Origin of the sequence: Devosia sp. BK, assembly GCF_032907385.1 — a bacterium.
Lineage (GTDB): Bacteria > Pseudomonadota > Alphaproteobacteria > Rhizobiales > Devosiaceae > Devosia.
On record NZ_JAIMBX010000006.1, the window covers coordinates 1 to 23,500 of the forward strand.

The following is a 23,500-nucleotide window of genomic DNA, read 5'->3' on the forward strand; positions in this document are numbered from 1 at the left end:
CCTCGCTTATGCCGATCTCGTCATTCTCGACGAGCTGGGATACCTGCCGTTCAGCGCTTCAGGTGGCGCCTTGCTCTTCCACCTGCTCAGCAGGCTCTACGAGCATACCAGCGTCGTCATCACTACCAATCTCAGCTTCAGCGAATGGGCCAGCGTCTTCGGTGACGCCAAGATGACCACGGCACTGCTCGACCGGCTCACACATCACTGCCACATCCTTGAGACGGGAAACGACAGCTTCCGCTTCAAAAACAGCTCGGCACACCCGCCATCAAAGCCAAAGGAGAAAACCAGATCCTTGACCACCACACCTACCGCAGAACAGAACTAAAGGCGGGTCACTTCTAAATGGAAAGCCAGGGTCACTTCTCGGCGGAAATCAACAACCGCCATTTCTGCCCTGTATGTGGGTCTTCGGTTTTTGCTCGGTGGGAGAATGAAGTCGAGGTGCCATTAGGGACGCTGGACGAAATCAACCGTTTCACGCCCACGTGTGAGTTATGGACAGTGCGCCGCGAGCGTTGGCTGCCGAGCTTCACCATGGAACAATCTTTGCGCAACCGTGGTGATGGGAGCCACAATCTAACGCTCGCACTGCCGCATTCTGCAAAATCACTGACGACTGAAACGCGCCCCATTTCGGCCGCTCAAGGTCAACCAAACATTTCCCGAAAGCGGCCGTTGCCATTGCCCGCCGAATCATCAGGTTCTCTCGGCTGCCGCATTCCGCAACGTCAAAATGCTATCCTACCAGCGACAGACGACGAGCCTGCAACTTCTGATATGGGGACGGGAGCAGTGACCACCCTTTTCGGGCTACTGACCTGCTGACCCCATTTGCTGATCCTGTTCGATCTTGCCGGCGGCGCCTTCCTTGTTACTGGCATCACGAAGAGCGCAAGAACTGCCAACGAAGGGCCCACTGCCACTCACTAAATGGGGAACAGGGTGGGTAGAGCGCGGCGCCGCTGGCTTAGGCCCTAGAAGTCAAGGAGATGGTCTCGAGGTGGTAGAGCGGATATCCGCCGAACGCTGTTTCCGGCCTACCTGGGCCCTGTTCAGAACCGGTGCCCAGGATCGATTTCGTGCTTCGGGACTGCGGTTAGCGGTTGAATCCAACGGCGGGCAGCTCATTGCCCGTTTTCTTAAACAACTGCAGTTGCGCCTTTGCATGGTCATTGGCCGCATCGCGGCTAGGTCCACCGCGCCTGTAGCCGGGGAAGACTGGGAACTCGTGTGTGGCGACGAGATCTGTCAGCTTGTCGAGCAAGCGCTGCTGCGAAACCTGCTTGTTCTGCATCGCCATGCCCTCGGCATAGAGCAACCAAGCTTCGCCGATCAGTTCCATTTTGCGAAGTTCGGCCTCGGTGCAGTAGTTCTTGGCGACGGTGACATCGGCAGCGGTGGGCATCTTATTGCCAACCGTAGTCATACCCATGTTCGGCTTCGTGGCATCGGCACGGCTCATGATGATCTCGATGGCCGTCTTTTCCGATGCCGCATAGTGGAAGACATCCTGGCTCGTGGCGAAGAACGTCCGCGCGGTGTTGCTCTTTGTGTCGTAGTCGATAGCGCATTCCTTGAAGGTCTCTCGCACCTGCGAGTAGAGGTTCTTCTCGGAAGTCCGGATCGACCGGACCGTCTGCGCCAACTTGAGCAGCGCCGCAGGGTCAGAGTTCAGGCGTTTGCCATTTAGGGCATACCCGTCCTCGATGAAGCCCTTCAAAACGGTGCTTGCCCATTTGCGGAAGGCAGTAGCGCGCGGACCATTGGTTCGGTAGCCGACCGACAAGATCATATCAAGATTGTAGTGCGCTACCTGGTAGGTTTTGCCATCCGGACCAGTTGTGGCAAATTTCTCCATAACTTGATCTTCGTTGAGCTCACCCTCGTCGATGATTGCCTTTATGTGCTTGGCGATGCCCGACTTGTCCTTTTGGAACACGGCCGCGATCTGGTCCTGCGTCGCCCATATCGTGTCCGATCCAAAGTCGACGGAGAAGTCGATCTCGGTGCTGTCGTCTGGTTTAAACTTCGCAAACGCATCGATGGCGCTGCGCCCAAAGTTCCGCACCTTCTTCAGTGCGTCCTTGATCCCGGCGACGATGCCGGGCTTTTTGTCGTCAGTCATATAAAGACACCTTTATGTACGTGTCTTTTGGCCTTGACCTGGCCCCTCGATTAGATTCAAGGTGCCTGTGCAAACGGTCGTCCAAAAGACGATTACGGATTAGGCCCGCTCCTCCCCAGGTTGTCGGGCCTTTTCTATTCCCTGCCGATTCCTAACTTGCGTCAAGCATCGGTAGCATGCGTCGATTAGAGCGAGAGAACGTGAGCTCGCAACGCATCGACGGTCTCGGTCAGTCCCGATGCCTCCATATCCAGAAACATCGCTTCCGCGGTTTTTTCCGGTCTTTTGAAACGTTCGCGCATCTTGCGAATTGCGGCCACTGCGCGACCTGTGTCGAGCATGATGGTGTCTGCAAGAAATGCGTCAGTCGATCTCACCTCAATATTCAATGGTTTGATCAGTTCGGCCGGAAAGTCTTTCAAATTATCCGTCACTATGACGGCTGCCTGGGTCTTGAGTGCCGCTGCCAGTACATGGGCGTCGTCGGGATCCGGCAGCCCCTCACAGACGCACAGGAATTTCTCGAAATCCTCTACCTGTGCATCCTCAAACGCGACCTCCATGCTAGCCCGCGCACGCCGCGCCCTCGCTTCAGCGTCGGGCGCCCCCTTCTCCAGCAGAATCTTCTCGATGGCCGCCTGGGTCTCGTCGAGCACCGTTGACGACCAGCGAAGGCGAAAGAAATCCGCCTCCGCCAATGTGAGCAAAAGATTTCGCTTCAGCGCACCGGCTAAGGCGCATGCGTCTACGAATGCTGTGAACCGGTTAGCAAACAAGGTCTAAAGATACTCCGCATCCTCGGCCGCCAAATCCGACAAAGCTCCACTTCGGCGCTCATCGCGCTTCCGTTTGTACTCGAACAGATGCTCGGCTTTAACCCGGCGATGTCTTCCCACGCTGGTGAACTCGATGTCCCCCTTCTCGAGGAGCGAGATGAGAAACGGACGCGAGACGTTGAGAATGTCGGCGGCTTGCTGTGTGGTGAGCATCTGGCTGACAGGCACAAGCGTCACCGCGTCCCCTCTACCGACATGGCGCAAAAGCTCCATCAGTAGATTGGACAAACCTGGGGTTAAAGTTATCTCGGTCGGCTGGCGGGTCTCCTCGTCGACAACGCGCAATTTCGCATCGCCTGCAGATTGCGCGGCAAGTAGTTTCCTGAGTTGATTGGCGGCGGCCCTCTCGCCGTCTGAAGGCAAGCGGCCACCGAGTTCCTGGGCAAAAGCTGGCATGGTCATTGGTGTGCTCCGTTAGAATTTGCTTTTAACTGATATTCGCAGTAAACGCAATAAACGAAACGGACGAAATGGCCGCCGGTTGCGCTATTGTCGATGAAATCGGTTACTGGCCTGGCGAATGGGCGGGCAAGGTAATCGTCATACCCAGGTGAAGCATGCCAACACTTATCGAGAATGCCGTGGAGGCGTTGCAGCTAGGCGTGGAGGATTACCACGCCAATGACCCCCGCCGTGCCTCGTCGGCGGCAAGAAACTTCTTCGCCGGCATACTGCTGTTGGCGAAGCAGGCCCTCATTTCCAAGGCGCCGAACGCCGACGAAAGAGCTGTGATTGCCGCCAGAATTGACCTTCGTCCAGACGGGCAAGGTGGTGTTGAGATGGTGGCGAGCAACAATACCATCGACTTCACCAATCTGGGTCCGCGTTTGCGTGACTTCGGTGTCACGGTCGATCAACCGGCGTTGAGACGCTTGGCATCCGTTCGCAACGAAATTGAACACAGCAGTCACCAGCACTCCTCCGAACAGGTTCGCGAGGTGATTGCGCGCGCCTTCCCGGTTGTGGTCCAACTTTTCGACAGCATCGAGCTGGAGCCGGCCGCTGTACTTGGAGACGCTTGGTTGGGAATGCTGCAAGTACGGGAATTGTTCGATCGAGAGGTCGACGCTTGCCGCGCAACGTTCGACGCAATTGCTTGGGATGGTGATTACCTGGCGGCTGTCCCGCGTATCTGTCCTGACTGCAAGTCACCAATGGTCAGCCAGACGGTCCCAACCAATACCGACCATCAAGATATGGCATGCCGATGCAGGGCCTGCGGCGAGACGAACGGAGGCCAAAGATTAGTGGAGGAATCTCTTGCTGAGTACCTCAGCAACGACATCTATCATGCTGCCAGGGACGGCGAGAGCTCGCCATTAGCTGCCTGTCCGGAGTGCGGCGTGACGGCCTACGTCGACGGCGAGGGATGTGTTTGGTGCGGAGAGGTTCTGGGCGAATGCGCCATCTGTGGGGAGGCCTTAACGCCTGACACTGTGTCATGGGACAACAGCGAACTTTGCGCCTATCACGCGAACATGGGCGATCGAGACGACTAGCGCGCTGCCGGCCGGCGGCCAGATTTACCGCGGAACAGTTGACCCCGGGATAATCAGCTGTCGGGACAGTCTGATGAAGTCAGAGCTTACCGGCCTAGATGACTTTCGTCGTGGGGCTCCGTCCGAATTTAAAAGTTCGATCTGCTTCTCCCCATGCAGAAGTTTAATCGTCTCTTCGATCTGGTCCCGAGTGGCGGCGGTTTGATTAGCGATCTGCCCTATCACCTGCATGACCGTAGGAACGCCCCCTCGCTCCATAGCCTCAATGCGATACGGAAGTTCGTCGGCCATAGCCAACCGGATGTCTGCCGAGGCCCTGGCATCGAACCCAAAATCAAGGGCTGCGCCATCCTCCCAGTGCGGATCGAACCCAAGCATGTTTAGGCCGGCGGGTCCTCTATGCTGGGATGTGTTACCTACTGACCAATGGCTCTCAACCATCACATTTCGCGCCGTGACTATTTTGGACAGGTGAACAAGCCATAGATCGCGATCGGCCTGTTTCGACCTCAGGAAGAAGGGAGTGAAGAAGGGAGCGCCGGTAAGCTCTTGGATGTCTCGTGCGAGGAGACGGGGTATAAAGTACTGATATCCAGGTGCGCCGCGCGCCTCAAGATATTCGGCAACCTGCTTGCCGTGGAACCCCGCCTTAGACATTGCCAAAGCGAAGGCCGTCCCTTCATTCAGATACGACATCAACCAGTCGACCGCGAAGGTCAGTAGCACCTCCGCCTTTGGCAGGTCCGACAAGATGGTTCGGATCGTCGTAAACTGGACCTTGTTCCACCCTTTCTGATCCAAAACGAATAAGGATCTGCCGGCGCGCTGCCGCGATCGGATGCCGGCAAGCACTTCTTCCCACTGTTTCTCAAACTCACCACGGAGCAAAACTATACGGCCCGACTTGATGTCATCACCATAACCCTTGTCGATCAGGGTCTGCTGCAAGTAGCCGATGGCACTTTTTTCAGCATCGACAAAATAGAACTTAGCATCGAGGCTGAGAGGCTTCCGCCGCTCAACGTTCAGGTGTGTCTGCGCTCTGTTAACCGCCTCCAGCAAGACCAGAGGAGAGCCAGGCCTCTCTTCGCCATACCTCTGATATTGCCCACCACCAGAGAAGCCATCGACGAGCGTGATGGCGATGTTGTCGATCTGGGGCTGGGAGGCGACGGTCTCAAAGTACCGATCTAGATAGGCTGCAAGCAGTTCGAGCTTGGCATTGCTGTGGCTCTCAATCTTCGGCGCTGCTTGGCCGACTACCCATCGAAAGCCGTCTCTTGCCATGCGATGCCTCCCGGTGGCGCATGACTCCATGAAATCTGCACTTTAGCAAGCGGGACTGAATGTCGGCAGTTCATCCCACGTTTGGTCGCGATAGGTTCTACCAGTGGCCTTCTTGTTCTTACCGCCCCACTGCTTGAAGAAGAATGCACTACCGGCCCTGCGGCAGGCGTCGTGGATCTCGTCGACCCAAGTCGGATTTATTGGGCGCGCGTCGGGCCCAGACTCCCCTCCGACAATCGCCCAATGGATATCGAGGAGTTCTGCGCCAGCGACAGATCCAATCAGTGGCTCGAACGATACGAACCTAACGGCAGCGGGTACCTGACGAAGACTATCAAGTCGATGCACAACCCGACCGTCCTCGACGCTGGTGCCCAGCCAGACGTTGGGGAGAACCTCGAACTCAGCGACCGACAGCACCTCGGCCATCCGCTCGGGCCGCTTGGTCAGTATCTGGTAGGTATGGTGCGGCGTGGCCGCCATCGTGACCCATACCTGCGAGATGAAGTCCACCGGGACATCAGGATGGAACAGGTCGGACATCGAGTTGACGAAAACCTTGCGCGGTTTCCTCCACGTCGTAGGTGCTGCCAACGCGCCAGGGTCCAGTACAATCTTTCCGGTCCACTTGGCCCGTCCGCCGCTTTTCCGTGTGGTTCCAACGTACTTGTCGACGCCCATCGCTTCGAGTCGCGCTGCCATACGCATCGCATAGCAGTTGGTGCAACCGGCGGTAGCGATGGTGCAACCGGCAACTGGGTTCCACGTCGCGTCAGTCCATTCGATTGAGGTTTCGGCCATTTTAGCTGTCTCCTCTCCTCATCATGGTCACTTGGCGTAAACAAACCATGCCAATGAGGCTCCGATGCGAGCACGGCGCGTCAACTTGGACCGTCCGCTATTTGAGACTTGAGAACTAAAAGCCGCCAGTCCGCTATCGGCCCCATTCCCGCCAGCAGCGACAGGCGCGACTGTGGGCGCCCGAAGCTGCCCGTCTGCTGCGGAGCCCGTCCTTGTCCTCCGCGCCGGGATCGAAGAAGCGCATGGTGCCTGGCAGAAGGCGCTATCAAAAATAAGGCCACCGCCCTGCCCTGTCTCGAACCAATTAAAAGCCCAAAGGGAAAATGTGGTTGTCGATATCGCCTCTCTGGCGGCCGTTGTCTAAAATCGTGCGGCGAAAGTGCGCCCCTACTAGTTGCACGGGCTGCAGCATTGCCCCAACATGGCCATTTGCGCCCGAACCACTGACGGCATAATTGGGGCCGAACCCTGCCAGCCCGCTTTCTGCTTCAGCCCAGTTAACTGCAGCAAGCCAGCTAGCTAGCTAGCTTGAGGACCATGTTTTATACGAAACATTATATTGGACGGCGCGGAGGTTTTCGCCGATCGCGACCATTCAACCGCTTGCTCGGCATTCCGGAAAAGAAGCGCTCAAGTTGCAGCTGGATCGTGCGTGGCCTCACCTCCTGCGAGGCTCGCAGCATCTCGCACCCTTAGCAGGGGTGCTTTACGGCGATTGTTTTTGCCGATCTTTTCAGCTATTTAAAGTATTGTTTTTAAAGATAGAATTTCGATATCGGCTGATAAAATTGCCGATCTTTTTGCCGATCTTTTAGTGCGAGTCTCCTAGCAAACCTGAGAGATCTGGTCGTTACCCACATTGCCAACAAAAGGCCTGACTGACCGCGACCCGTTTACGCCATCCGAATTGCAAAAAGATGTCAGCAAAACCCGTCTCTCTGTGGCGACGTTATTTCGGGAACGGGGCGAAAGCTGACCGGCAGCTCTCGGCGATCTGCCAACGTGAGCGAACATTCCGCGGGTTCAGGTCCGAATGACGTAAAGGGGGCCGACAGAAGCCATTTCGCTTTCGTCTAAAGTGTTCGCGAAAGCCGTTGAACAATTTTACGCCAGAGGTCGTCTGCCCTTCCCTTCCTCATAATGCTGCTAGGCCTGATCTGGTCCGCTAGTGCTGGACCAGATGTGTGGTGTTGCGTCGCGTGCGCAAAGAGCGCACATTTTGAGGAAGGGGCCAGAGGGCAGACTTGACCCCAGATCTGTCCGCTCGCGCCTGCGGCGCTTGCCCCAGCTTCGGTGGAAGCTGGGGTGGGAAAGGATGGGCGGACATCTCTGGCGTCAACCTCTCGCTCAGATCTTCTTTCTTTCGACGAATGGCTGCCGGAACGGCACGTCTGAAGGGATCAACGATCCCTTCCGTCCCCGAGAAGGCCGGCTTGCCGGCCGCTACGGGTCGGTTTCCCCGAGACATCGGTCGAGCGGAGAAACGGAGCCGATCTGCTTCTGGCTCTCGGATGAGCCAGAAGCAGAACACTTGCGGAACAAGGGCTAAGCTCGATTTTTACGTCAGGCGCGGGTGCGGCGCCAATCCCGCAGGGGCTTTTGCCAGAAGCCAAAAAGACAGCCAGGGGTGCAGCGCCGAGATCATGTGCCGGTGATAGGCGTGAAACGGATGCAACTTGCCAGGAGAGGCCTTAAGCCTCATCATCTTGGAGCGGAATTCTGTGCTGAGCACTGATGTGACTGACGGCACTGCCGCAGCAACGTGCTCGATTATCGGAACCCAGTGCTTACCGGTCCGAGCAGTGATGATGGTCGCGGCGCAGGCGGCGACAATCTTACCAGCCGCTCTTGTCTCTTCCCCTTGGGCAGCATTGAGCCGCTCGACCGCCTGCAACCAGCGCAGAACGCGAGGCAGCTCGTCCTGGATCGACTGTCTGAGGTCCCGTCCGCCCACCAGCTTGGCCAAAGCGCTCCATTCTGGTGCCACGAGGCCCAGGTCTGATCCCGAAGCAACGGCCCGCGCGATCTTCTCGCCCAGCCCCGGCGCCTTGGCTTGTAGTTGCTCAGCGAGCGCCGTCGCATAATCCCGCTGCCCCTCAGCGTGTCGCTGGCCCTCCCGCATCAGGATACCATCCGGCCCCACCATGCGGCTGCGCCAGCGGTTATAAATCGAGAAGGGGTGCTGGATGGTTGGCTGGAGCGAAAGCTCCCGCAAATGAAAGGTACTGGTCTCTTCCGATCGCAGATAGCTCGCGGCATCGACGGCGAAGATCCGACCACCAGAACGAAGATAAATGTCCCGAAAGCTCTGGTTGTTGAGCAGGGCTAGTTCATGAGCGCTGGTTACCCAAACAAGCGTAATTCCAGCTTTGCGATAGGCGGCGCTGCGTTCAATGATCGTCGTAATCGGCAGACGTGCCAACTGTAGCTCAAACGCGATCCTTTGGTTGTCCTTGTAGATCGTGAACACATCGGGCCTGCGGTGCCCATCGCCGATCTTGATGTATTCGGTATCCACGATCGGTTCGGAAAAATCCGGATCACAGCGAATGCTGTCGGCGAGACACATCTTGAGCCGGTAATGCGGCTCGCCCTCTTGAAGCCCGCCGAACTGACTGGCGCCGATCGACCGCAAGACGTGTGGAGTGCGCCAGTTGCACTCCGCTGGCGTGCCGCCAAAGTGCTTGAAGAAGGTGCCGCGCCCGTCACTGGTTGATGTCGCAGGGCTGACAGCAATGTAGACGGGGCTGTTGCACTGCGCGCAGCGGAACATAATGTTGGCTTGCGCACGCTGTTCGGCAATATCGCGCCGGACGGACGTGAGATCGACGGCGGTCAGGCCGTCGAGTACGGCGTCGACCGGGACAACGATCGGCTCGGTTCCCCGCGCATCGATGACCTTCTTGATGGCGCGACGCGTCTTGCGATTGACCGAGCCAGCAGGACCCACGCCGGACCGGCGGGACGTTGTCCTATTGCTGTGAACTGGTGCTGGGACAGTGGAGGTTTGAGAAGTGGTGCTCATCTAAAATTCCGACGTTTTTTGGATTTTTGGCAAAAAGACTGGCTAGTGAAGCCGCGGCCGGCGCAGCGTCGCTTCCGCCGCATCGAGGGCCTTGTTGAGCTTGCGTAGGCTCTTGATCTGACCGTTGGCACAGGCCCGGCTCAACTGACCGAGCAGTTCTGGCTCAAGATGTCGGCGGCGAAGCTCGGCCTCGGCCACTGCGACTAGATCTTCCGGCTTAAGGGGCGGGATCTGAGTCACCTTGCACCGGTCCCGGACGGTCTTGGGCACTTTGTCGATGTCGTTGGCGAGAAGGATCCAGTTAAGGAAGCGCAGATCGAGATCGAATTGGGCAAAATGCTCGCGGACGCGTCCTGCGGTCGAGTGCTCGAGAAACGGCAACAAAGCTTCTGCCGGGTTCTCATGGGCGCTTTGGCTCATGTCGGAGACTTTATCGATCTCGTCGAAGGCCACGATCGGATTGCCGATGCGGTGCTCAAGCAATCCCTGCAGAATGGCGCCAGGCCGTGACGAGCGATAAACCGCATCACCACCCGTCAAATCGACGGTTGTCATCATCGTCGCACCATCGAGGTGGATGATCGGTAAGGCGCAGGCATCGGAGAGGAGGCGCACCAGTGTGGTCTTGCCCAATCCAGGGGGCGACACGATCAACTGCGGCCGAAAATGGAAGAAATTGGCGCCGCGCTTGAGGCTGAGATATGCGCTATCTCGGATCGACTGCAGGACCGAGGCAAAGGCCGGTGCACGACCATAGGCAGCGCTGATGGCCATATCGATTGCGTGCTCGGTTGGCGGACCGATCAGTTTGACTGGTGTGTCGGCCTCCAGTCTGAGAGCGGCCTGTTGAAGACGGTGAGTTCCATCCTCGTCTTGTGATAAAGCACTAGCGCGTTCGCGTTTTTGAATAGCGTCAGTCAGGCGCATATAGGTGACAGGTCCCGACGTCAGATGCACCGTGCGCGGCTTGCCCACGTCCAACTGGCTCAGGGCGCGACTTTCACGGTCGAGATCATCCTCCTCGAACTCATCGGGAAATAGCATTGTCCAGCGTGCTGGTTTAAGCGCCTCTTCGTCTCCCTGATCAGCGAGCGAAGAAGGATGCAGACGTTCTTCTCCGAAATCCCCGAGGTCATCGCCAAGATCGAGTGGCTCGATGTAATCGTCCCCCTGAGGCCGGGGCTTGAACAGCGGTGTGTTCGTCGATGTAGGAGTGTTGTCCTGATCCGTCGCATCAGCGTCGTCGTTCGACCCGGGCTGCGACATTTTTGGATTTTTTGCAAGTTTCGTCATGTTGACCCTCGATAGGACAAGCCAAGCCGTGGCGTCCGAAGACGCAAAGCGGGGCTCGTTGAAAACTGGACGCGCAGCTATGCTGGCTCAAGCGAAGAGCCCGAGGTCAGTCAGCAGAGATGCGCAGGGGATGAAGCGGCTAACCGCGCGCCGATACCAGCCAGGCGCTGTGACTTGCACACGCGCCATGCCATCCAGTCGACCCAAGGTCGCAATGATCGAGAAGAGAAGGGTTGCCGCGAATCTTATCGCAGCCGTACATACGGTCAGCCATCTGGCCTCTCCTGTTATCGCAGGGTGATGGTCACCTGGTCAGGCCGTCAGGATTGTTGCAAGCAACCTGGCGGCCGCCCTTCTAGTGGCCATAAGTCCGTGTGGACTCGGCTCCTACGGTGACACCGCGTTTGAGATTGTCACGCCTCATTGGCTTTTATGGTTAACTTAAATGAACACGACTGCGAAGTTTCTGTGCTACAAATTGCGCCACAGCCTGGCCTACAAGTCACTCGCTGTTTCCATTTAAACCGCTGATGTGATTTGTTTTTTCGATTAGTTCGATTCCCTTCACCCGCTCCAGTCCTCAGGCCTTACCCGATGTCGGATTATCGCTCGGGTTTGCCGTCTCGCATTGAAATCCAGCCTTAAAGAAGGCTCAGGGCGTTCAAGCCGTGGGAGCCGGCGAGGTCCGGAACATCGGTGTAGCTCAAGCCCAAAAGTCCGCCCACCGAACTGCCGACGTCTGCCACGAGCGACGACGCTGCATCACTGAGGTCAGGTATAGCCAAGCTATCGCTGCCTCCATCGGCATAGAACAAGTCTGAGAGCAATCCATCCGAGCCCTCTGGTCCCTCATTGCCCAAAAGGGCCGATGGCAGGTCGGCGAGATCGCCAATGGTCCCGCCCAAAATTTCGGATGGCAGGGCGCCGACATCGGTCAATATCGTATCGGCCAGGTTTGCGGTGGCACCCAAGATGCCGTCCACCATCGAAACAGGATCGATCTCAGCGAGAATGGTCTCGCCGAGGTTATCACTACTGGTCAGCAGCGAGCCTATATCGAGGCGCGCGACAATTTCCTGGGCAGATTGGACGATGTCGCTGGAGATCGCCTGGCTGAACGCTTCCGCACTCATCCCAGGCTCTGCGCCTTCCATCACCTTGGAGATGGTACCCGCCATCTGTTGCGACAGCTCATGGACCAATTGATCTTCCACCGATGTGACCATCGGGCTTGGAAGCGCTGCCTCAACCGGCATCACTGCTAGTTGCGCTGGATCATCCATGCCGGTTGGGGCCAAAGCCGCCACCTGATCGGCCTGCTGCGCGCTGTCCAATTCCGCTGCCGGTCCTGTTGTCGCCGGGTGGTCGCCGACATCCAAACCGGGCACCGGCGTATGCACGTCCGACGCCTCTGCCGTCGCCGCTTGCGCCTGCATCGTGCCCAGAACCAGACCGCCGGCTGCCGTTCCCAGGACGATCGCGTCGGCGAGCGGGGTTTGGGCGGGCTGGCGGTTGTCGTCCTGACGCCTTTGCTTTTGCGGAGTGGTCATTTGAAATCTCCTAGCGTTCCCGGAAGGCGCCGCTCACCTCATCGAGGAGCGGGCTGGTGAGGTAATCGATCAACGTGCGTCCCTTGGTGGGAATGACCACCTGAACGGGCATGCCGGCCGTCATGTCGATCCCGGCATCGGCGACTTGCTGCGCATCGAGCGAAACCCGCAGCGCATAAAACGACTGACCGCTGCGGTCGTCGATCACACGGTCGGCCGAAACAGTCTCGACCGTACCGCTCAGGGATGGCCTTATCGAGGCAGGCACTGCGAGAAGCCGGATATCGGCCGCTTCGCCAGGGGTCACATCCGTCACATCGGCGAGCCGCATTTGTGCTTCGACGATCATCGGCCCATCCGAAGCGATGATCGAGAGCAGTTCCTGTCCGGGCGAAACGACACCGCCCACCGTGATGACGGAGAGGCCGACAACCCGGCCGCTGGCCGTTGCCGTCACATCAGTGCGCATCAGCGCATCCTCTGCCGCCGCAAGTTTTGGGTTGAGAGCAGCAAGCGCCGCCTGATTGGCGCGCAGGTCCTCGCTCGCGGCCGATTGGCGCTCGCGGTCGAGACCCGATATTTCAAAATCCGCCTCGGCCATCGCCTTGTTGGCCGTCGCGATATCGGCGCGAAGCACGGACGCCTGGGCATCGATGTCGTTGAGCGAGCGTTCGAGTTCCAAAACCCGGCTGCGTTCGATCAATTGCTGGGCCAACAAGGCCTGCGCGTCCTCAAGCTCGCCCGCGATGGAGGCCCGCCTTTGATCGAGCCCGGCAATCTGGGCTTGAGCGGAGTTGACGCGTTCGTCAAGCTGGGCCTTTTGCTGCAAAAGCACACTTCTACGCGTCTTGAATTGCTCGCCCCGCGCCCCCATCAGCGCGATTTCGTTGTTCATTGCCTGCTGGACCGTTGGTTCGGTCCGGCGGGACAGAAGATCGTCCGGGAAAGCCGGCTCTGTCGCGCCGGCCAGTTCGGCCTCTAGACGCCCCTCTGCGGCGAGCAAGGTATCTCGCTCTGCCGAGAGCACATCGACTTGAGCGCGCGGTTCGGCATCGGAAAGCCGCATCAGCACCTCGCCTTCGCGCACGCTATCGCCTTCGGCGACAAGCAGTTCGGTGACGACCCCACCATAGGGGTGCTGGACCGCCTGGCGGCCGCCTTCGGCCTGCAAGACCCCATTGGCTACCACCGCTCCCGAGAGCGGCGCCAGCGCACCCCAGCCGATCATCACCATGGCAAAGACCACGATGACGAGAAAGCCCAAGCGGGCCGGCGTGCCGGGATTGAGGAACTTGCTGTTGAGCGTTTCGCCAGGGGTCATCATTCTGCCGCCTGCATTTCAGGGACGACGTTCTCCTTGATGTGCCGGTAAACGTCTTCGGGCTTGGCAAAAACCTCGAGCCTGCCATTGCGCACGAACATCATGCGATCGACCATTTCGAGCACGGTCGTGCGGTGGGTCACGAGGACGATGGTGGTTCCTGCCGCTTTCAAGGCCTCGAGCGCATGGCGGAGGCCGGTTTCGCCCGCCGTGTCGAGATTGGCATTGGGCTCGTCGAGCACCAGCAAAGCGGGCTGGCCCAGTAGCGCCCGCGCGAGACCCAGCCGCTGCCGCTGACCGCCCGAAAGGCCAACGCCCTCGGGCCCGAGTTCGGTGTCATATTGCTTGGGCAGCCCCAAGATCATGTCATGAATGCCGGCCTTCTTGGCGGCAATGACGATATCTTCGATTTCCGCATCGCCAAAGCGCGCGATGTTTTCCCGCACCGTTCCGGCAAAAAGACCGACATCCTGGGGCAGGTAGCCGATCTGACGCCCGAACACTGTCGGGTCCCAGCTTCGATAGCTGAGATCGCCGAAGGAGAGCGTCCCTGCCGTCGTTGGAATGGCCCCGATCAGGAGGCGCGCGAGGGTGGATTTTCCCGAGCCGCTCGGGCCGACAATGCCCACCGCTTCGCCCGGCTTAATCGCAAAACTGATATCGCGCAGGATGGGTTCGGGCCGCGTCGGAATAGCAAAGGACACGCGCTCGGCGGTCAGTCCGTTCTGATTGGCAGGCACGATGGTCTTGTCTTCCCGGCCCGGAACCTCATCGAGCAGTTTTGAAACTTCGCGATAGGCCGTCCGCGCTTCGGTAAACTGCTTCCACGTCGCAACGCCCTGCTCAACCGGAACAAGAGCCCGGCCCATGATGATGGAAGCGGCAAAGATCGTTGCCGGCTGGATATATTGTCCGATGGCGAGCCACGCGCCTGCGCCCAGCATCAGGGCCTGGAGCAAGAGCCGCGCAAAGCGGATGCCAGACGACACAACGGCGTTGCGATCGCTTGCCATGCCTTGGCTCGCCAACATCGTGTCGCGACTGCGCTGCCAATGGCCTTCGATGGCTGGCTGCATGCCCATGGCCACGACGACATCGGAATGGCGAAGAATATTTTCGCTAAAGGCATAGGCCCGGTTGCCCTCGGTCTCCGCGACGCGCAAGGAGGGCCGGGTCGTGCGCTCGTTGACGAGAGCCAGAAGCAAGAGGATGACAGCGCCAACTGTCGACACCACGCCCAAGACGGGATGGATGAAAAACAGCAGCAGCAGATAGAGCGGGATCCAGGGCAGATCGAACGCGAAATAGATGCCCGGGCCGGTAATGAAGGTGCGGAACTGGTCCAGTTGCCGCAATGTCTGGCTACCTTTCGAAAAACCCAAGCGCGCCGACTTGCGCACCAGAGCGTCAAAGACGCGCCCCGCGAGCGATCGATCGAGCCGCATGCCCGCACGCACCAGCAATTGCGCGCGCAAGGCGTCAAGCGCGCCCATGGTCAGAAGGGCGCAGACGAGGATCAAGGTAAGCAGGATCAGCGTGGTGACGTTTTCGGACACCAGGACGCGATTATAAATCTGCATCAGATAAAGCGGCGAGCTCAGGTACAGCAGATTGATCACGCCGCTGAAGACGCCCGCCACCGCAAAATGCGGCAGTTGGGAGCGAACCGCCTGGCTCAGCTCATTATTTGTCTTGTTTTCGGCTGCCATGAGGTGTTCCGGGTAAGAAAAGGCGGGGTTCCGAAGAACCCCGCCAATTCGTGATGGTTGCTGGATTAGAGCAGGCCACCAAGCAGACCACCGCTATCGCTGTCCGAAACCTGCTGGTCAGAGCTTTCGCTCGACGAGCTCGAACCGAGATAGATCGGGGCGCCCAGGCCAAGGCTCAGGCCACCAATACCGGTGAATGAAGAGGAGTCGCCGTCATCATCGGTGCTCGAAGAGTGGAGCACGTCATCAAGGCTGAACCCAAGCACTGGGCTAGCCCCGACTTCATTGCTGGAGGTGTCCGAATTGTTCGAGACGGAAGCGTTATCACCACCACCAAGAAGTTGATCAAGAATCGACATTTGATTGTTCCTTCTTCTGTTTGCCCGTTCGTCGGGCGAGGAGTTACACCCTTGAGAGTGTCGCTCGTAAGTGACCCGCAGTTGCGGCGTCGGGGAGGATAACCGCTTTCTGTCTTCGCTGTTCCGGCAATTTCGGCGCGAAAAAAGTGATCGGTTTCAAAGCCTTGGATATCTATAGTTAAAATGCAGATTCACGTTTCTGTGCGCGAAACTGCCCGCTCAGGGCCACAATTGAAACGTGACAGCCGACGGGAATAGGCATTGAACGGGTGCCGTTCAGAGGTTGGATAGCACTGAGGCTGCTCGCTTTTTTTGGAGCGGCACATCGGTCTACGAAGCTCTCTTTTCCGCGCTATCTGCTGTTTTCAATCCCAACTTGCCTTACCACGATGGTCAGGTGGCAAAGGGCCATTGATCTCGACAATAGCTCTCGCCATCCCCGATCCCTGACGGCATCTTGGCTGAGCAACCGCGACGGAAGCGACTTTGCTATACGCTGACGTCGCCAGCCGGCAGCAGGCGCTTGGTGATGTCGGCCAAAGTGACAAGCCCCCCAACCTTGCCTTCGGCGAGAACGACGGCGAGTTGGACGCTGTTTTCGCGCATTTTCGCCAGGGCCTCATAGACGGGCGTCTTTGCTTCGAGCGTCACCGCTGGCCTTGCTGTATCGAGCGCCGGCTCGTCGTCACCGCGCAAAAGGGTGTCGCGCACGTGGACGACCTTTAACTGCGCCGGGTCTTCCGTCAGCATGATGATGCGCATATGGCCTGACTCGCGCGCGACACGCCGAACCTCGCCTATCGTTGCCTGCGGTGACACCGCGGCGAGGCGATGGGCGATTGGGACGATCTCGCGCACCGGCATGGTACCAAGCTCGACAAGCCCTGAGATCTGCCGCTGGATCTGCGGCTCGAGCGTTCCGACTTTGGCGGAATGCTCCACCAGTTGCCGGATCGTTGCCATATCCCGGCCGCCCACCGCTGCGCTTTCGACCGGGGTGACACCGCTCGCAGCGACCAGGCGATTGGCGACGAAATTGATCCAGCCAAGAATGGGCCGCAGCGGCCAGATGTAGGCGCGTGCCAACAAACCAATCGACATCGCGGATCGCTCGGGATGCGCGATGGCCCAGGATTTGGGCGCCATTTCGCCCACGACGAGATGGAGAAAGGTGACGAAGAACATGGAGAGCGCGAAAGAAGCGCTGTCCGCAACGATAGTGGGCAGGCCGAGCGCGGCAAGATTAGGCCCAAGCCAGTGATCGACCGCGGGCTTGGTGATGGCGCCAAGCGCAAAGGTACAGACCGTAATGCCAAGCTGGGCGCCGGCGAGCATGAGTGTCAAATCGTTCATGCCGCGCAGGGCGGCACGCGCCGAAGCACTATGGCCCGCCTGCTCTTCCAGCCGATGCCGGCGCGCGCCGAGCAGGGCAAATTCGATGATGACGAAGAAGGCGCTCAGAACGATCAGGAGCGTCGTGATGAGTGTTACGAACAATGTGCCGCTCATGATCTTACTCCGCACTCTCGATCAGCTTGACGCGCACCCGCGTCGGCACATGCCGCTCGATCTCAAGAACCTCGAGCTCCAGACGTCGCTCGATCGGATGATCATCGACAATCTCTTCGGGATCGCTGGGCAGCACGATCGACACCGTGTCGCCGACAACGGGTAAGGCCCCGGCTCCGACGATCAGGAGGCCCGCGAGGGTTTCGACCTCGCCGCGCGGCAATGTCCGGTCCAGCAGGCGCTCGACTTCGTCAAGTGGCGCGTCCCCATCCATGACCCACACGCCGTCGGCCTCTTGCCTGACGACGGCATCGATCTCGGCGTCATGTTCGTCCTTGATCTCGCCCACGATCTCCATGGCGATATCTTCAAGGGTCAGCATGCCGGCAAAGCCACCATATTCATCGACCACACAGGCCAATTGTTCGCCGCGTTCGAGAAGCTGCTGCAGCGCCGCGGGAAGGCTCATGAGGCTCGATAGCACTTCGGCCGGCCGCATGACGGAGCTGACGAGCTTATCGCCCGAAGCCTCGTCGAGTTGGGTCAGCAGGTCGGCAAGGTGAACGACGCCCAATGGCGCTTCCTCATCGTCGATGACGGGATAGCGCGTATGGCCATGCGCCATCAGTTGACGAACCTCACCGATCGTCGCGTCCGGTCCGATCCAGTCGACCTGCGAGCGCGGCACCATGGCATGGGCAACATCTTGCTCCTGGAAGTCGATGATGCGCTCCATCATGTGCGAGAGTTCGACCGGCAGATCGCCGCTGTCACGCGAATCCGCGATGATGCGCGGCAGATCTTCGATGGAGGCCGAGACGTCGAGATCGTGCACCGGCTCAATGCGCAAGAGGCGCAAAAAGAGATTTGCCGCCTTGTCGAAAAAGCTGATCAGCCAGCCCATGACGCCGAGATAAATAAGGGTCGATCCCGCGAGGGCCCGGGCCAGCGGCTCTGGGCTCGCGATAGCGAGGTTCTTTGGATAAAGTTCGCCAAAGATCATCTGGACGACTGTCGCGAACACCAGAGCCAGCACGGTGCCGGTGGCGATACCGACCTCGGTCGGCACACCGACGCCGCCCAGCAGCGTGCCGAGCGACGCCCCGACGAGCGGCTCGGCGACATAGCCGACGAGAAGACCCGTCAAGGTAATCCCGAGCTGCGCTCCGGAAAGCATGAAGCTTGTGCGGCTCGTGACCGACAGGGCGCGCTTGGCGGAGACATCGCCCTTTGCCGCTTGCGCCGCCAGGCGGGTGCGATCAACCGCCATATAGGCGAATTCCTGAGCGACAAAATAGCCATTGGCCGCGATGATGGCGAGGATCACGAGGATCCCCAGCAGAAGCGTCAGAATAGGCTCGAGCATGACTGTTGCTTACAAGGAGAAGATGGCGGCTGTGGCGAGCCAGGCGGCATAGGCAAAGGCTGCGACGACGCCGGATACGATGATGACCGAGACGATGGCGGTCAGCGTCCCGACGAGAATCCAGATCCCGTCCCGCTCGATCAGCCCGAGCGCGAGAATGGAGATCGCGATCGCCGGCAGCATGTTGCCGAGCGGTATGGGCAGGAAGAGGATGATGGCGAGCAGCAGCACCATGGCGCCGACGAGATATTCGGCTGGCGGCCGCGCCAATATTTCGAGCCGCGGGCGCATCAGCTTTTCCGCCTTACCGAGCCAGGGCCCGACCTTGATCACCACCTTTTCGAAGTCGGTGCGGGCAAAAGAGCGATCGGCGATGATGCGCGGCAACCATGGCGACCGCCCAAGCATCAGTTGGGCGCCAAGGAAGATCAGCGGTGCCCCAAGGACACCTGAAACGCCCGGCGGCACTGGGATGGTGTTGGGCACCGCGAAAATGAACAGCAGCGCCGCAAGGGCGCGATGGTCCAATTCCCTTAAGAGATCGCGAATGAAGATGCGCTCGCGGTCCGGTTCGGAGGCGATGCGCAGCAGGGTGGCCGAGAGGCGATGATCGTCTTGAGACGGCACATCAGCCTCGGCGAGACTTCGACTGGGGTCGGGCATGTTCGCCTAAAACTCCATGGCGGCGCTGCCGCCGCGCCGACCGAAACAACACGTCATGTATCGTCTCCGTTCAATCAAGGGTCGCGGCAAGCCCGTTTGCTGCCGCAAGAATGGCGTCCGGCTCGGCCTTGCTGACGAGGACATAGGCCACCTCGTCGATCTGCCAATGCGCCAGGGTCGCATCGCCGTTCGGGGCTGTCGTTGGCTCGATCGTGACGAAATCGCCCGGCCGCGCGGCAAAGATCGACGCCCGCCCGAGCCCACCGGCATCGATCGCCATTTCAACGCTGGGGCCGAAGCGAGAGGGATAGACCTGCACATCGGTCACCACCCAATCATCGGGCAATGTCGGCATGATGATGGCTGTAGCCGAAAGCAGTTCGTCCCGGTCATATTCCGGCGCCTCGAGCTGCGACACCATCACGGCGCGCACCTGGCTCACGGCATGCGCCTCGAGCGCGGCTTCAAGATAGCCCGGCCTATCGGGTTTGAAGACCGCAGCAGTCATCGCCGCTCCGCCCACCGCGCCCGCGGCCAGGAGAAAACAAGCGGCCAAGGCCGGCCTGAATTTATGAAAGACCATGCGCCGCGCCATCGCCCGCTGCAGTCTTAGCGCAAGGCTCGTTGTCGCAGGATCGGGCACGCCATCGCCCTCGGTCGCTGCCATCCGCAGCGCATGGTTGATCTTGAGCTCATCCATGATGCGGGCAGCCAAAACCGGTTCCTGCGCGAGATAGGCTTCCACCTCGATCTGCCGCGCAGGCGCGAGCTGATTGTCGATATAATAGGCCAGTTCCGTTTTGCTGATCGGTTCACGCGCCATCCGAACCTCCCACCACGCGCAATCGCCTTGAAGGCTGGTGCTCGCGTTCACGCAGGCTTTGCCGCGCCCGCGACACGCGCGACAGCACGGTGCCCTCCGGCACGCCGAGGATTTGCGAGGCTTCGGGATAGGTCAGGCCCTCGATCCCGACGAGATGGAGCGCTTCGCGCTGTTCCTCAGGCAGGTCGAGAAAAGCGCGCCGCACTTCGGATAGTCGCACCGCGTCTTCCTGGCTCGCCGGCGCAAAATCCCGATTGGCCGGAGCGCTCGCCGCATGCCGGATGCGCACCAGGCGCGAGCGAACGCCATCGACATGCAGATTGTGGAGGATCGACATCAACCACGGCCGCATCGCCGCGCCGGGCTTGAAATCAGCCCGGCGATCATAGGCGCGGGTCAGCGTCTCCTGCACCAGGTCTTCGGCGTCCTCGCCCCGACGCGTCAGCGCCAGCGCATAGCGCCGGAGATCGGGAATATGGTCGGTTACCTTGGGCAGCTTGGCGATCATGATGGATCATATACGCGCAATGCCCCCAATCCCTTCCCGAACGCATGGAAATTTTTCCACCCGACGCCTAGCCCGCTGCAAAGCTCGAGTCACGATCCTGCGGACGCACGAGGCCGACCATGCGCCAGGCCGCGACCAACGCCATTGCCGCCACAACCGCGCCGAGCACATAGACCGGGATGATCGCGACCTTGACGTCGCTGGCCGAGACCGCAGTCGCAAGCCCCGCCGCATTGGCCGCAACACCGGCCAAAGCCGCGCCGATGGCATTGCCCGCCGATTGTGTCGTCGGCAGCAGTGCCGATGTCCGGTCGCGCTCGGCATCGCTCGCCGCTTCCATCATCGTCAGGCTCAAATAGCCATTGTGCAGCCCAAAGCCTGAACCCGTCACCATCTGGCCCAGAACCACCAGCGCCACCTGATCGAGCTCGAGCCCGGCCAGCACCAGCAGCAGCCCCAGGCCGATCATGGCCGGGCCTATGCGAATAAGGGTCTTGCGCGTTTCCTTGCTCTTGACGTTGGCGACCGTGATCGAGCTCGCGCTCCAGGCGACGGCCAAGACGGCAGCAAGCGCCCCAGCCGCCGTGGGGCCAAAACTCCACATTTCCTGCACGACAAGCACGAGATAGACGGCCGAGCCGGCCCCCGCGATATTGATCAGCAACACGGCCCAAAGCCCGCTCCCCACCACGGAGGAGAGCCGGAAAGCATCGGGCGGCATCAGCCGCGTCGCCGAACGCCCGTCGAGCCAGACGGAGCCAACGAGCAGCACGGCTGCGCCAATCAGCAAACCGGTGGCGGGCAAGGGCGCGACGACCGCCGCCAGCGCGACGAGCAAGATGCCGCTGCCGATCAGTCCCAGCCTTATCCCGGGAAAACCGATCGCCTCGGCGCCCTCGCTGACGCGCGCCGGCACCTTGATCATCACCATGCTCGCAAAGATCAGCACCAGCGGCACATTGACGAGAAAGGCCGCGCGCCAGGAAACGAGCTCGGTGAGGAGCCCCGCGGCAGCAGGCCCCCCAAAGGCCGCGACGGCCCAGACCGTCGCCTGGAGACCAAAAACTTTGGGCACGAGACGCGAGGGAAAAAGTTCAGGGATCAGCGCAAAGCAGATGGCCGACACCACGCCCTCGCCCAGCCCCTGGATCGCCCGGCCCACGAGGACCTGCGGCATCGACGTTGCCGTTCCGGCGATCAGCGTTCCGATCAGGAACACGCCGGCCGATAACAGAAGCGCATTGCGCGCGCCAAGCCGCCGCTTGAGCAGCGCCGCGCCCGACCCGCCGACAATGGCAAAGACCAAGAACAGCGTCAGCGCCCAGGAAATCAGCGCCACGCCACCCAATTCCTGCACCGCCGTCGGCAGCGAAATGGAGGCAAGGAACGCGTTGAATGCGAGGAGCGCTACACCAAGACAAAGGATAAGCGTCACCGTCGCATAGCGCGGCGTGAATATCTCGCCCCAGCGACCTTCGACCGTATCAGACATGGCGGCACCTCGCGTCAAACCGGCCGGTTCATTGCGCGACCAAGCGTGCAATCCCGACTCTGATGAATTTTCCAAGTATGCGCTTTGAAAACTCTTCTTGCTGCCCTGTCAAGCAGCATGCTGCCTGTTTACTGCGCAGCGCCGGCCAATTCGGGCGCGCGCCACAGCGCGGCCTTGTCGGAGCCCTCGATCGACTAACCGAAAATTACGGACTTTCCGCAAGGGTGAGCAGTGAGCATTTCGGAAGTAAACAATGACCCGTTGGAGCGGCCTAGGTCGGTGGCAAGCAATCGGTATCCTGGCCTTGGCAGGATGCTTCATGCTGCTCCTCCTCGCGGTTGCCGCGACAGTGCAAGTTTCCCCGGAAAATGCCTCATCCACTAGCGACGGAGACCTCGCCCTCTTTCGCCGCATCGTCGCCGAGATGCAGGGCGGCGCATCCTACTACGCCGCCGCGCACCACCAATTGGTCACGAGCGGCTATGGCACCCAATCGGTCTTCAATTGGCGCTTGCCGGGCCTGGCCTTTCTACTGAGTGTCCTACCATCCCTTGATATCGGTCAGTGGATGCTTATCGTCATCGCTGTCTTTGCGGGCAATGTCATGGTCTGGGTGGTTAATCAGCAGGGCGGCTCAAGGTTGGCAGCGCTTGGTGCGGTGGTGATGCTGCTCAGTTTGGCCGGCGCCTTCACCCCCGGCACGGTGCTGCTGAGCGAACTTGCCGCGGGCATTTTTGTGCTGCTGTCGGTAGCTCTTTATGGATCGGGTTTGCGCCGCGCGGGCTTGGCCGCTGGCGCGGCAGCGCTTTTTGCGCGCGAGTTCGCCGGCATCTATATTCTGGTTTGCATTTGGCTCGCATGGCGGGCCAAACGCTGGCACGAACTGTCGGCCTGGGCAGCCGTGCTCCTTGTCTATGGCGCCTATTTCCTGTGGCATTATGGGCAGGTGCAGTTGCACGTGACCCCCGCCGATAGAGGCTATGCCGAGGATTGGGTTCAATTCGGCGGCTTGAGCTTTGTCTTGGCGACCTCGGCCTTCAATGGCTTTTTCGCCCTCCTGCCCACGCCGGCCCACGCCGTCCTTTTGCCGGTGGCGCTGCTCGGTCTTTTGGCGTGGCCAGGCGAGACGGGTGCGAGGGCCAGTTTGACCGTGCTGGCGGTCATCATTGTCTTCGCTGTCGTCGGAAAACCCTTCAATACCTATTGGGGCCTGATCTATACGCCGCTGCTCTCGCTCGGCCTCGCCTGGGCGCCATGGGCAATCGCAGATCTCATGCGCGGCGCCTTAGGCCGACGCCGCACTGAACCGCAGATAGGCTGAGTTTTTT

At 59.8% G+C, this 23,500-nt stretch carries 21 protein-coding genes; 4 read left to right on the forward strand and 17 right to left on the reverse strand.

Annotated elements, in window-relative coordinates; translation table 11 throughout:
- The coding region (locus tag DevBK_RS19705) for an ATP-binding protein (RefSeq protein ID WP_317186721.1) at positions 1–331 on the forward strand (331 nt) is incomplete at its 5' end.
- A gap of 17 nt (positions 332–348) precedes the next feature.
- On the forward strand, positions 349–831 hold the full coding sequence (locus DevBK_RS19710) for a GFA family protein (RefSeq protein WP_317186722.1): 483 nt from the start codon (positions 349–351) through the stop codon (positions 829–831).
- A gap of 271 nt (positions 832–1,102) precedes the next feature.
- On the opposite strand, the gene rhuM is transcribed toward DevBK_RS19710, so the two are convergent.
- The 3 genes from rhuM to DevBK_RS19725 all read right to left on the reverse strand — a co-directional run bounded on the left by rhuM (position 1,103) and on the right by DevBK_RS19725 (position 3,369).
- Positions 1,103–2,131 (reverse strand): RhuM family protein, encoded by a 1,029-nt coding sequence (gene rhuM / locus DevBK_RS19715; RefSeq protein ID WP_317186723.1) that lies wholly within the window; start codon positions 2,129–2,131, stop codon positions 1,103–1,105.
- A gap of 185 nt (positions 2,132–2,316) precedes the next feature.
- The gene (locus tag DevBK_RS19720; protein WP_317186724.1) at positions 2,317–2,907 is read right to left on the reverse strand and encodes a PIN domain-containing protein; all 591 of its coding nucleotides are present in this window, start codon (positions 2,905–2,907) and stop codon (positions 2,317–2,319) included.
- Between the two features lie 3 nt (positions 2,908–2,910).
- Entirely contained in the window at positions 2,911–3,369 is a 459-nt protein-coding gene (locus tag DevBK_RS19725) for a helix-turn-helix domain-containing protein (protein WP_317186725.1), read from the reverse strand.
- A 155-nt stretch (positions 3,370–3,524) separates the two neighbouring features.
- On the opposite strand from DevBK_RS19725, the gene DevBK_RS19730 reads away from it, so the two are divergent.
- Positions 3,525–4,466 (forward strand): hypothetical protein, encoded by a 942-nt coding sequence (locus tag DevBK_RS19730; protein WP_317186726.1) that lies wholly within the window; start codon positions 3,525–3,527, stop codon positions 4,464–4,466.
- Between the two features lie 24 nt (positions 4,467–4,490).
- Here the strand turns inward: DevBK_RS19730 and DevBK_RS19735 are convergent, their stop codons facing one another.
- The 14 genes from DevBK_RS19735 to DevBK_RS19800 all read right to left on the reverse strand — a co-directional run bounded on the left by DevBK_RS19735 (position 4,491) and on the right by DevBK_RS19800 (position 22,172).
- Positions 4,491–5,753 carry a three-Cys-motif partner protein TcmP gene (locus DevBK_RS19735; protein ID WP_317186727.1) on the reverse strand — a complete coding sequence of 421 codons (1,263 nt, stop codon included), beginning with the start codon at positions 5,751–5,753 and terminating at the stop codon, positions 4,491–4,493.
- Positions 5,754–5,795: 42 nt separating this feature from the next.
- Positions 5,796–6,554, reverse strand: a complete 759-nt coding sequence (locus DevBK_RS19740) for a DUF5131 family protein (protein ID WP_317186728.1) — start codon at positions 6,552–6,554, stop codon at positions 5,796–5,798.
- A gap of 1,558 nt (positions 6,555–8,112) precedes the next feature.
- Positions 8,113–9,579 carry a DUF6035 family protein gene (locus tag DevBK_RS19745; RefSeq protein ID WP_317186729.1) on the reverse strand — a complete coding sequence of 489 codons (1,467 nt, stop codon included), beginning with the start codon at positions 9,577–9,579 and terminating at the stop codon, positions 8,113–8,115.
- A gap of 42 nt (positions 9,580–9,621) precedes the next feature.
- Positions 9,622–10,872 carry an AAA family ATPase gene (locus DevBK_RS19750; protein WP_317186730.1) on the reverse strand — a complete coding sequence of 417 codons (1,251 nt, stop codon included), beginning with the start codon at positions 10,870–10,872 and terminating at the stop codon, positions 9,622–9,624.
- Between the two features lie 641 nt (positions 10,873–11,513).
- Positions 11,514–12,422, reverse strand: a complete 909-nt coding sequence (locus DevBK_RS19755) for a hypothetical protein (RefSeq protein WP_317186731.1) — start codon at positions 12,420–12,422, stop codon at positions 11,514–11,516.
- Positions 12,423–12,432: 10 nt separating this feature from the next.
- Positions 12,433–13,746 (reverse strand): HlyD family type I secretion periplasmic adaptor subunit, encoded by a 1,314-nt coding sequence (locus DevBK_RS19760; protein ID WP_317186732.1) that lies wholly within the window; start codon positions 13,744–13,746, stop codon positions 12,433–12,435.
- On the reverse strand, positions 13,743–15,452 hold the full coding sequence (locus DevBK_RS19765) for a type I secretion system permease/ATPase (RefSeq protein ID WP_317186733.1): 1,710 nt from the start codon (positions 15,450–15,452) through the stop codon (positions 13,743–13,745). Before DevBK_RS19765 ends, DevBK_RS19760 begins: the two co-directional genes overlap by 4 nt.
- A 65-nt stretch (positions 15,453–15,517) precedes the next feature.
- On the reverse strand, positions 15,518–15,811 hold the full coding sequence (locus tag DevBK_RS19770; RefSeq protein ID WP_061907611.1) for a hypothetical protein: 294 nt from the start codon (positions 15,809–15,811) through the stop codon (positions 15,518–15,520).
- Between the two features lie 489 nt (positions 15,812–16,300).
- The gene (locus tag DevBK_RS19775) at positions 16,301–17,320 is read right to left on the reverse strand and encodes a CNNM domain-containing protein (protein WP_062629309.1); all 1,020 of its coding nucleotides are present in this window, start codon (positions 17,318–17,320) and stop codon (positions 16,301–16,303) included.
- A 4-nt stretch (positions 17,321–17,324) separates the two neighbouring features.
- Positions 17,325–18,686 carry a hemolysin family protein gene (locus DevBK_RS19780; RefSeq protein WP_317186734.1) on the reverse strand — a complete coding sequence of 454 codons (1,362 nt, stop codon included), beginning with the start codon at positions 18,684–18,686 and terminating at the stop codon, positions 17,325–17,327.
- Between the two features lie 9 nt (positions 18,687–18,695).
- On the reverse strand, positions 18,696–19,349 hold the full coding sequence (locus DevBK_RS19785; protein WP_317186735.1) for an exopolysaccharide biosynthesis protein: 654 nt from the start codon (positions 19,347–19,349) through the stop codon (positions 18,696–18,698).
- Positions 19,350–19,419: 70 nt separating this feature from the next.
- A complete protein-coding gene (locus DevBK_RS19790) occupies positions 19,420–20,172 on the reverse strand; it encodes an anti-sigma factor (protein WP_317186736.1) in 753 nt (250 codons plus the stop codon).
- Entirely contained in the window at positions 20,162–20,680 is a 519-nt protein-coding gene (locus DevBK_RS19795) for a sigma-70 family RNA polymerase sigma factor (protein WP_317186737.1), read from the reverse strand. Before DevBK_RS19795 ends, DevBK_RS19790 begins: the two co-directional genes overlap by 11 nt.
- Before the next feature lie 67 nt (positions 20,681–20,747).
- Positions 20,748–22,172, reverse strand: coding sequence for an MFS transporter (locus tag DevBK_RS19800; RefSeq protein ID WP_317186738.1), 1,425 nt, complete (start codon positions 22,170–22,172; stop codon positions 20,748–20,750).
- Positions 22,173–22,491: 319 nt separating this feature from the next.
- Between DevBK_RS19800 and DevBK_RS19805 the strand changes: the two genes are divergently transcribed.
- Positions 22,492–23,493 (forward strand): hypothetical protein, encoded by a 1,002-nt coding sequence (locus DevBK_RS19805; protein WP_317186739.1) that lies wholly within the window; start codon positions 22,492–22,494, stop codon positions 23,491–23,493.
- Positions 23,494–23,500 lie beyond the last annotated feature (7 nt).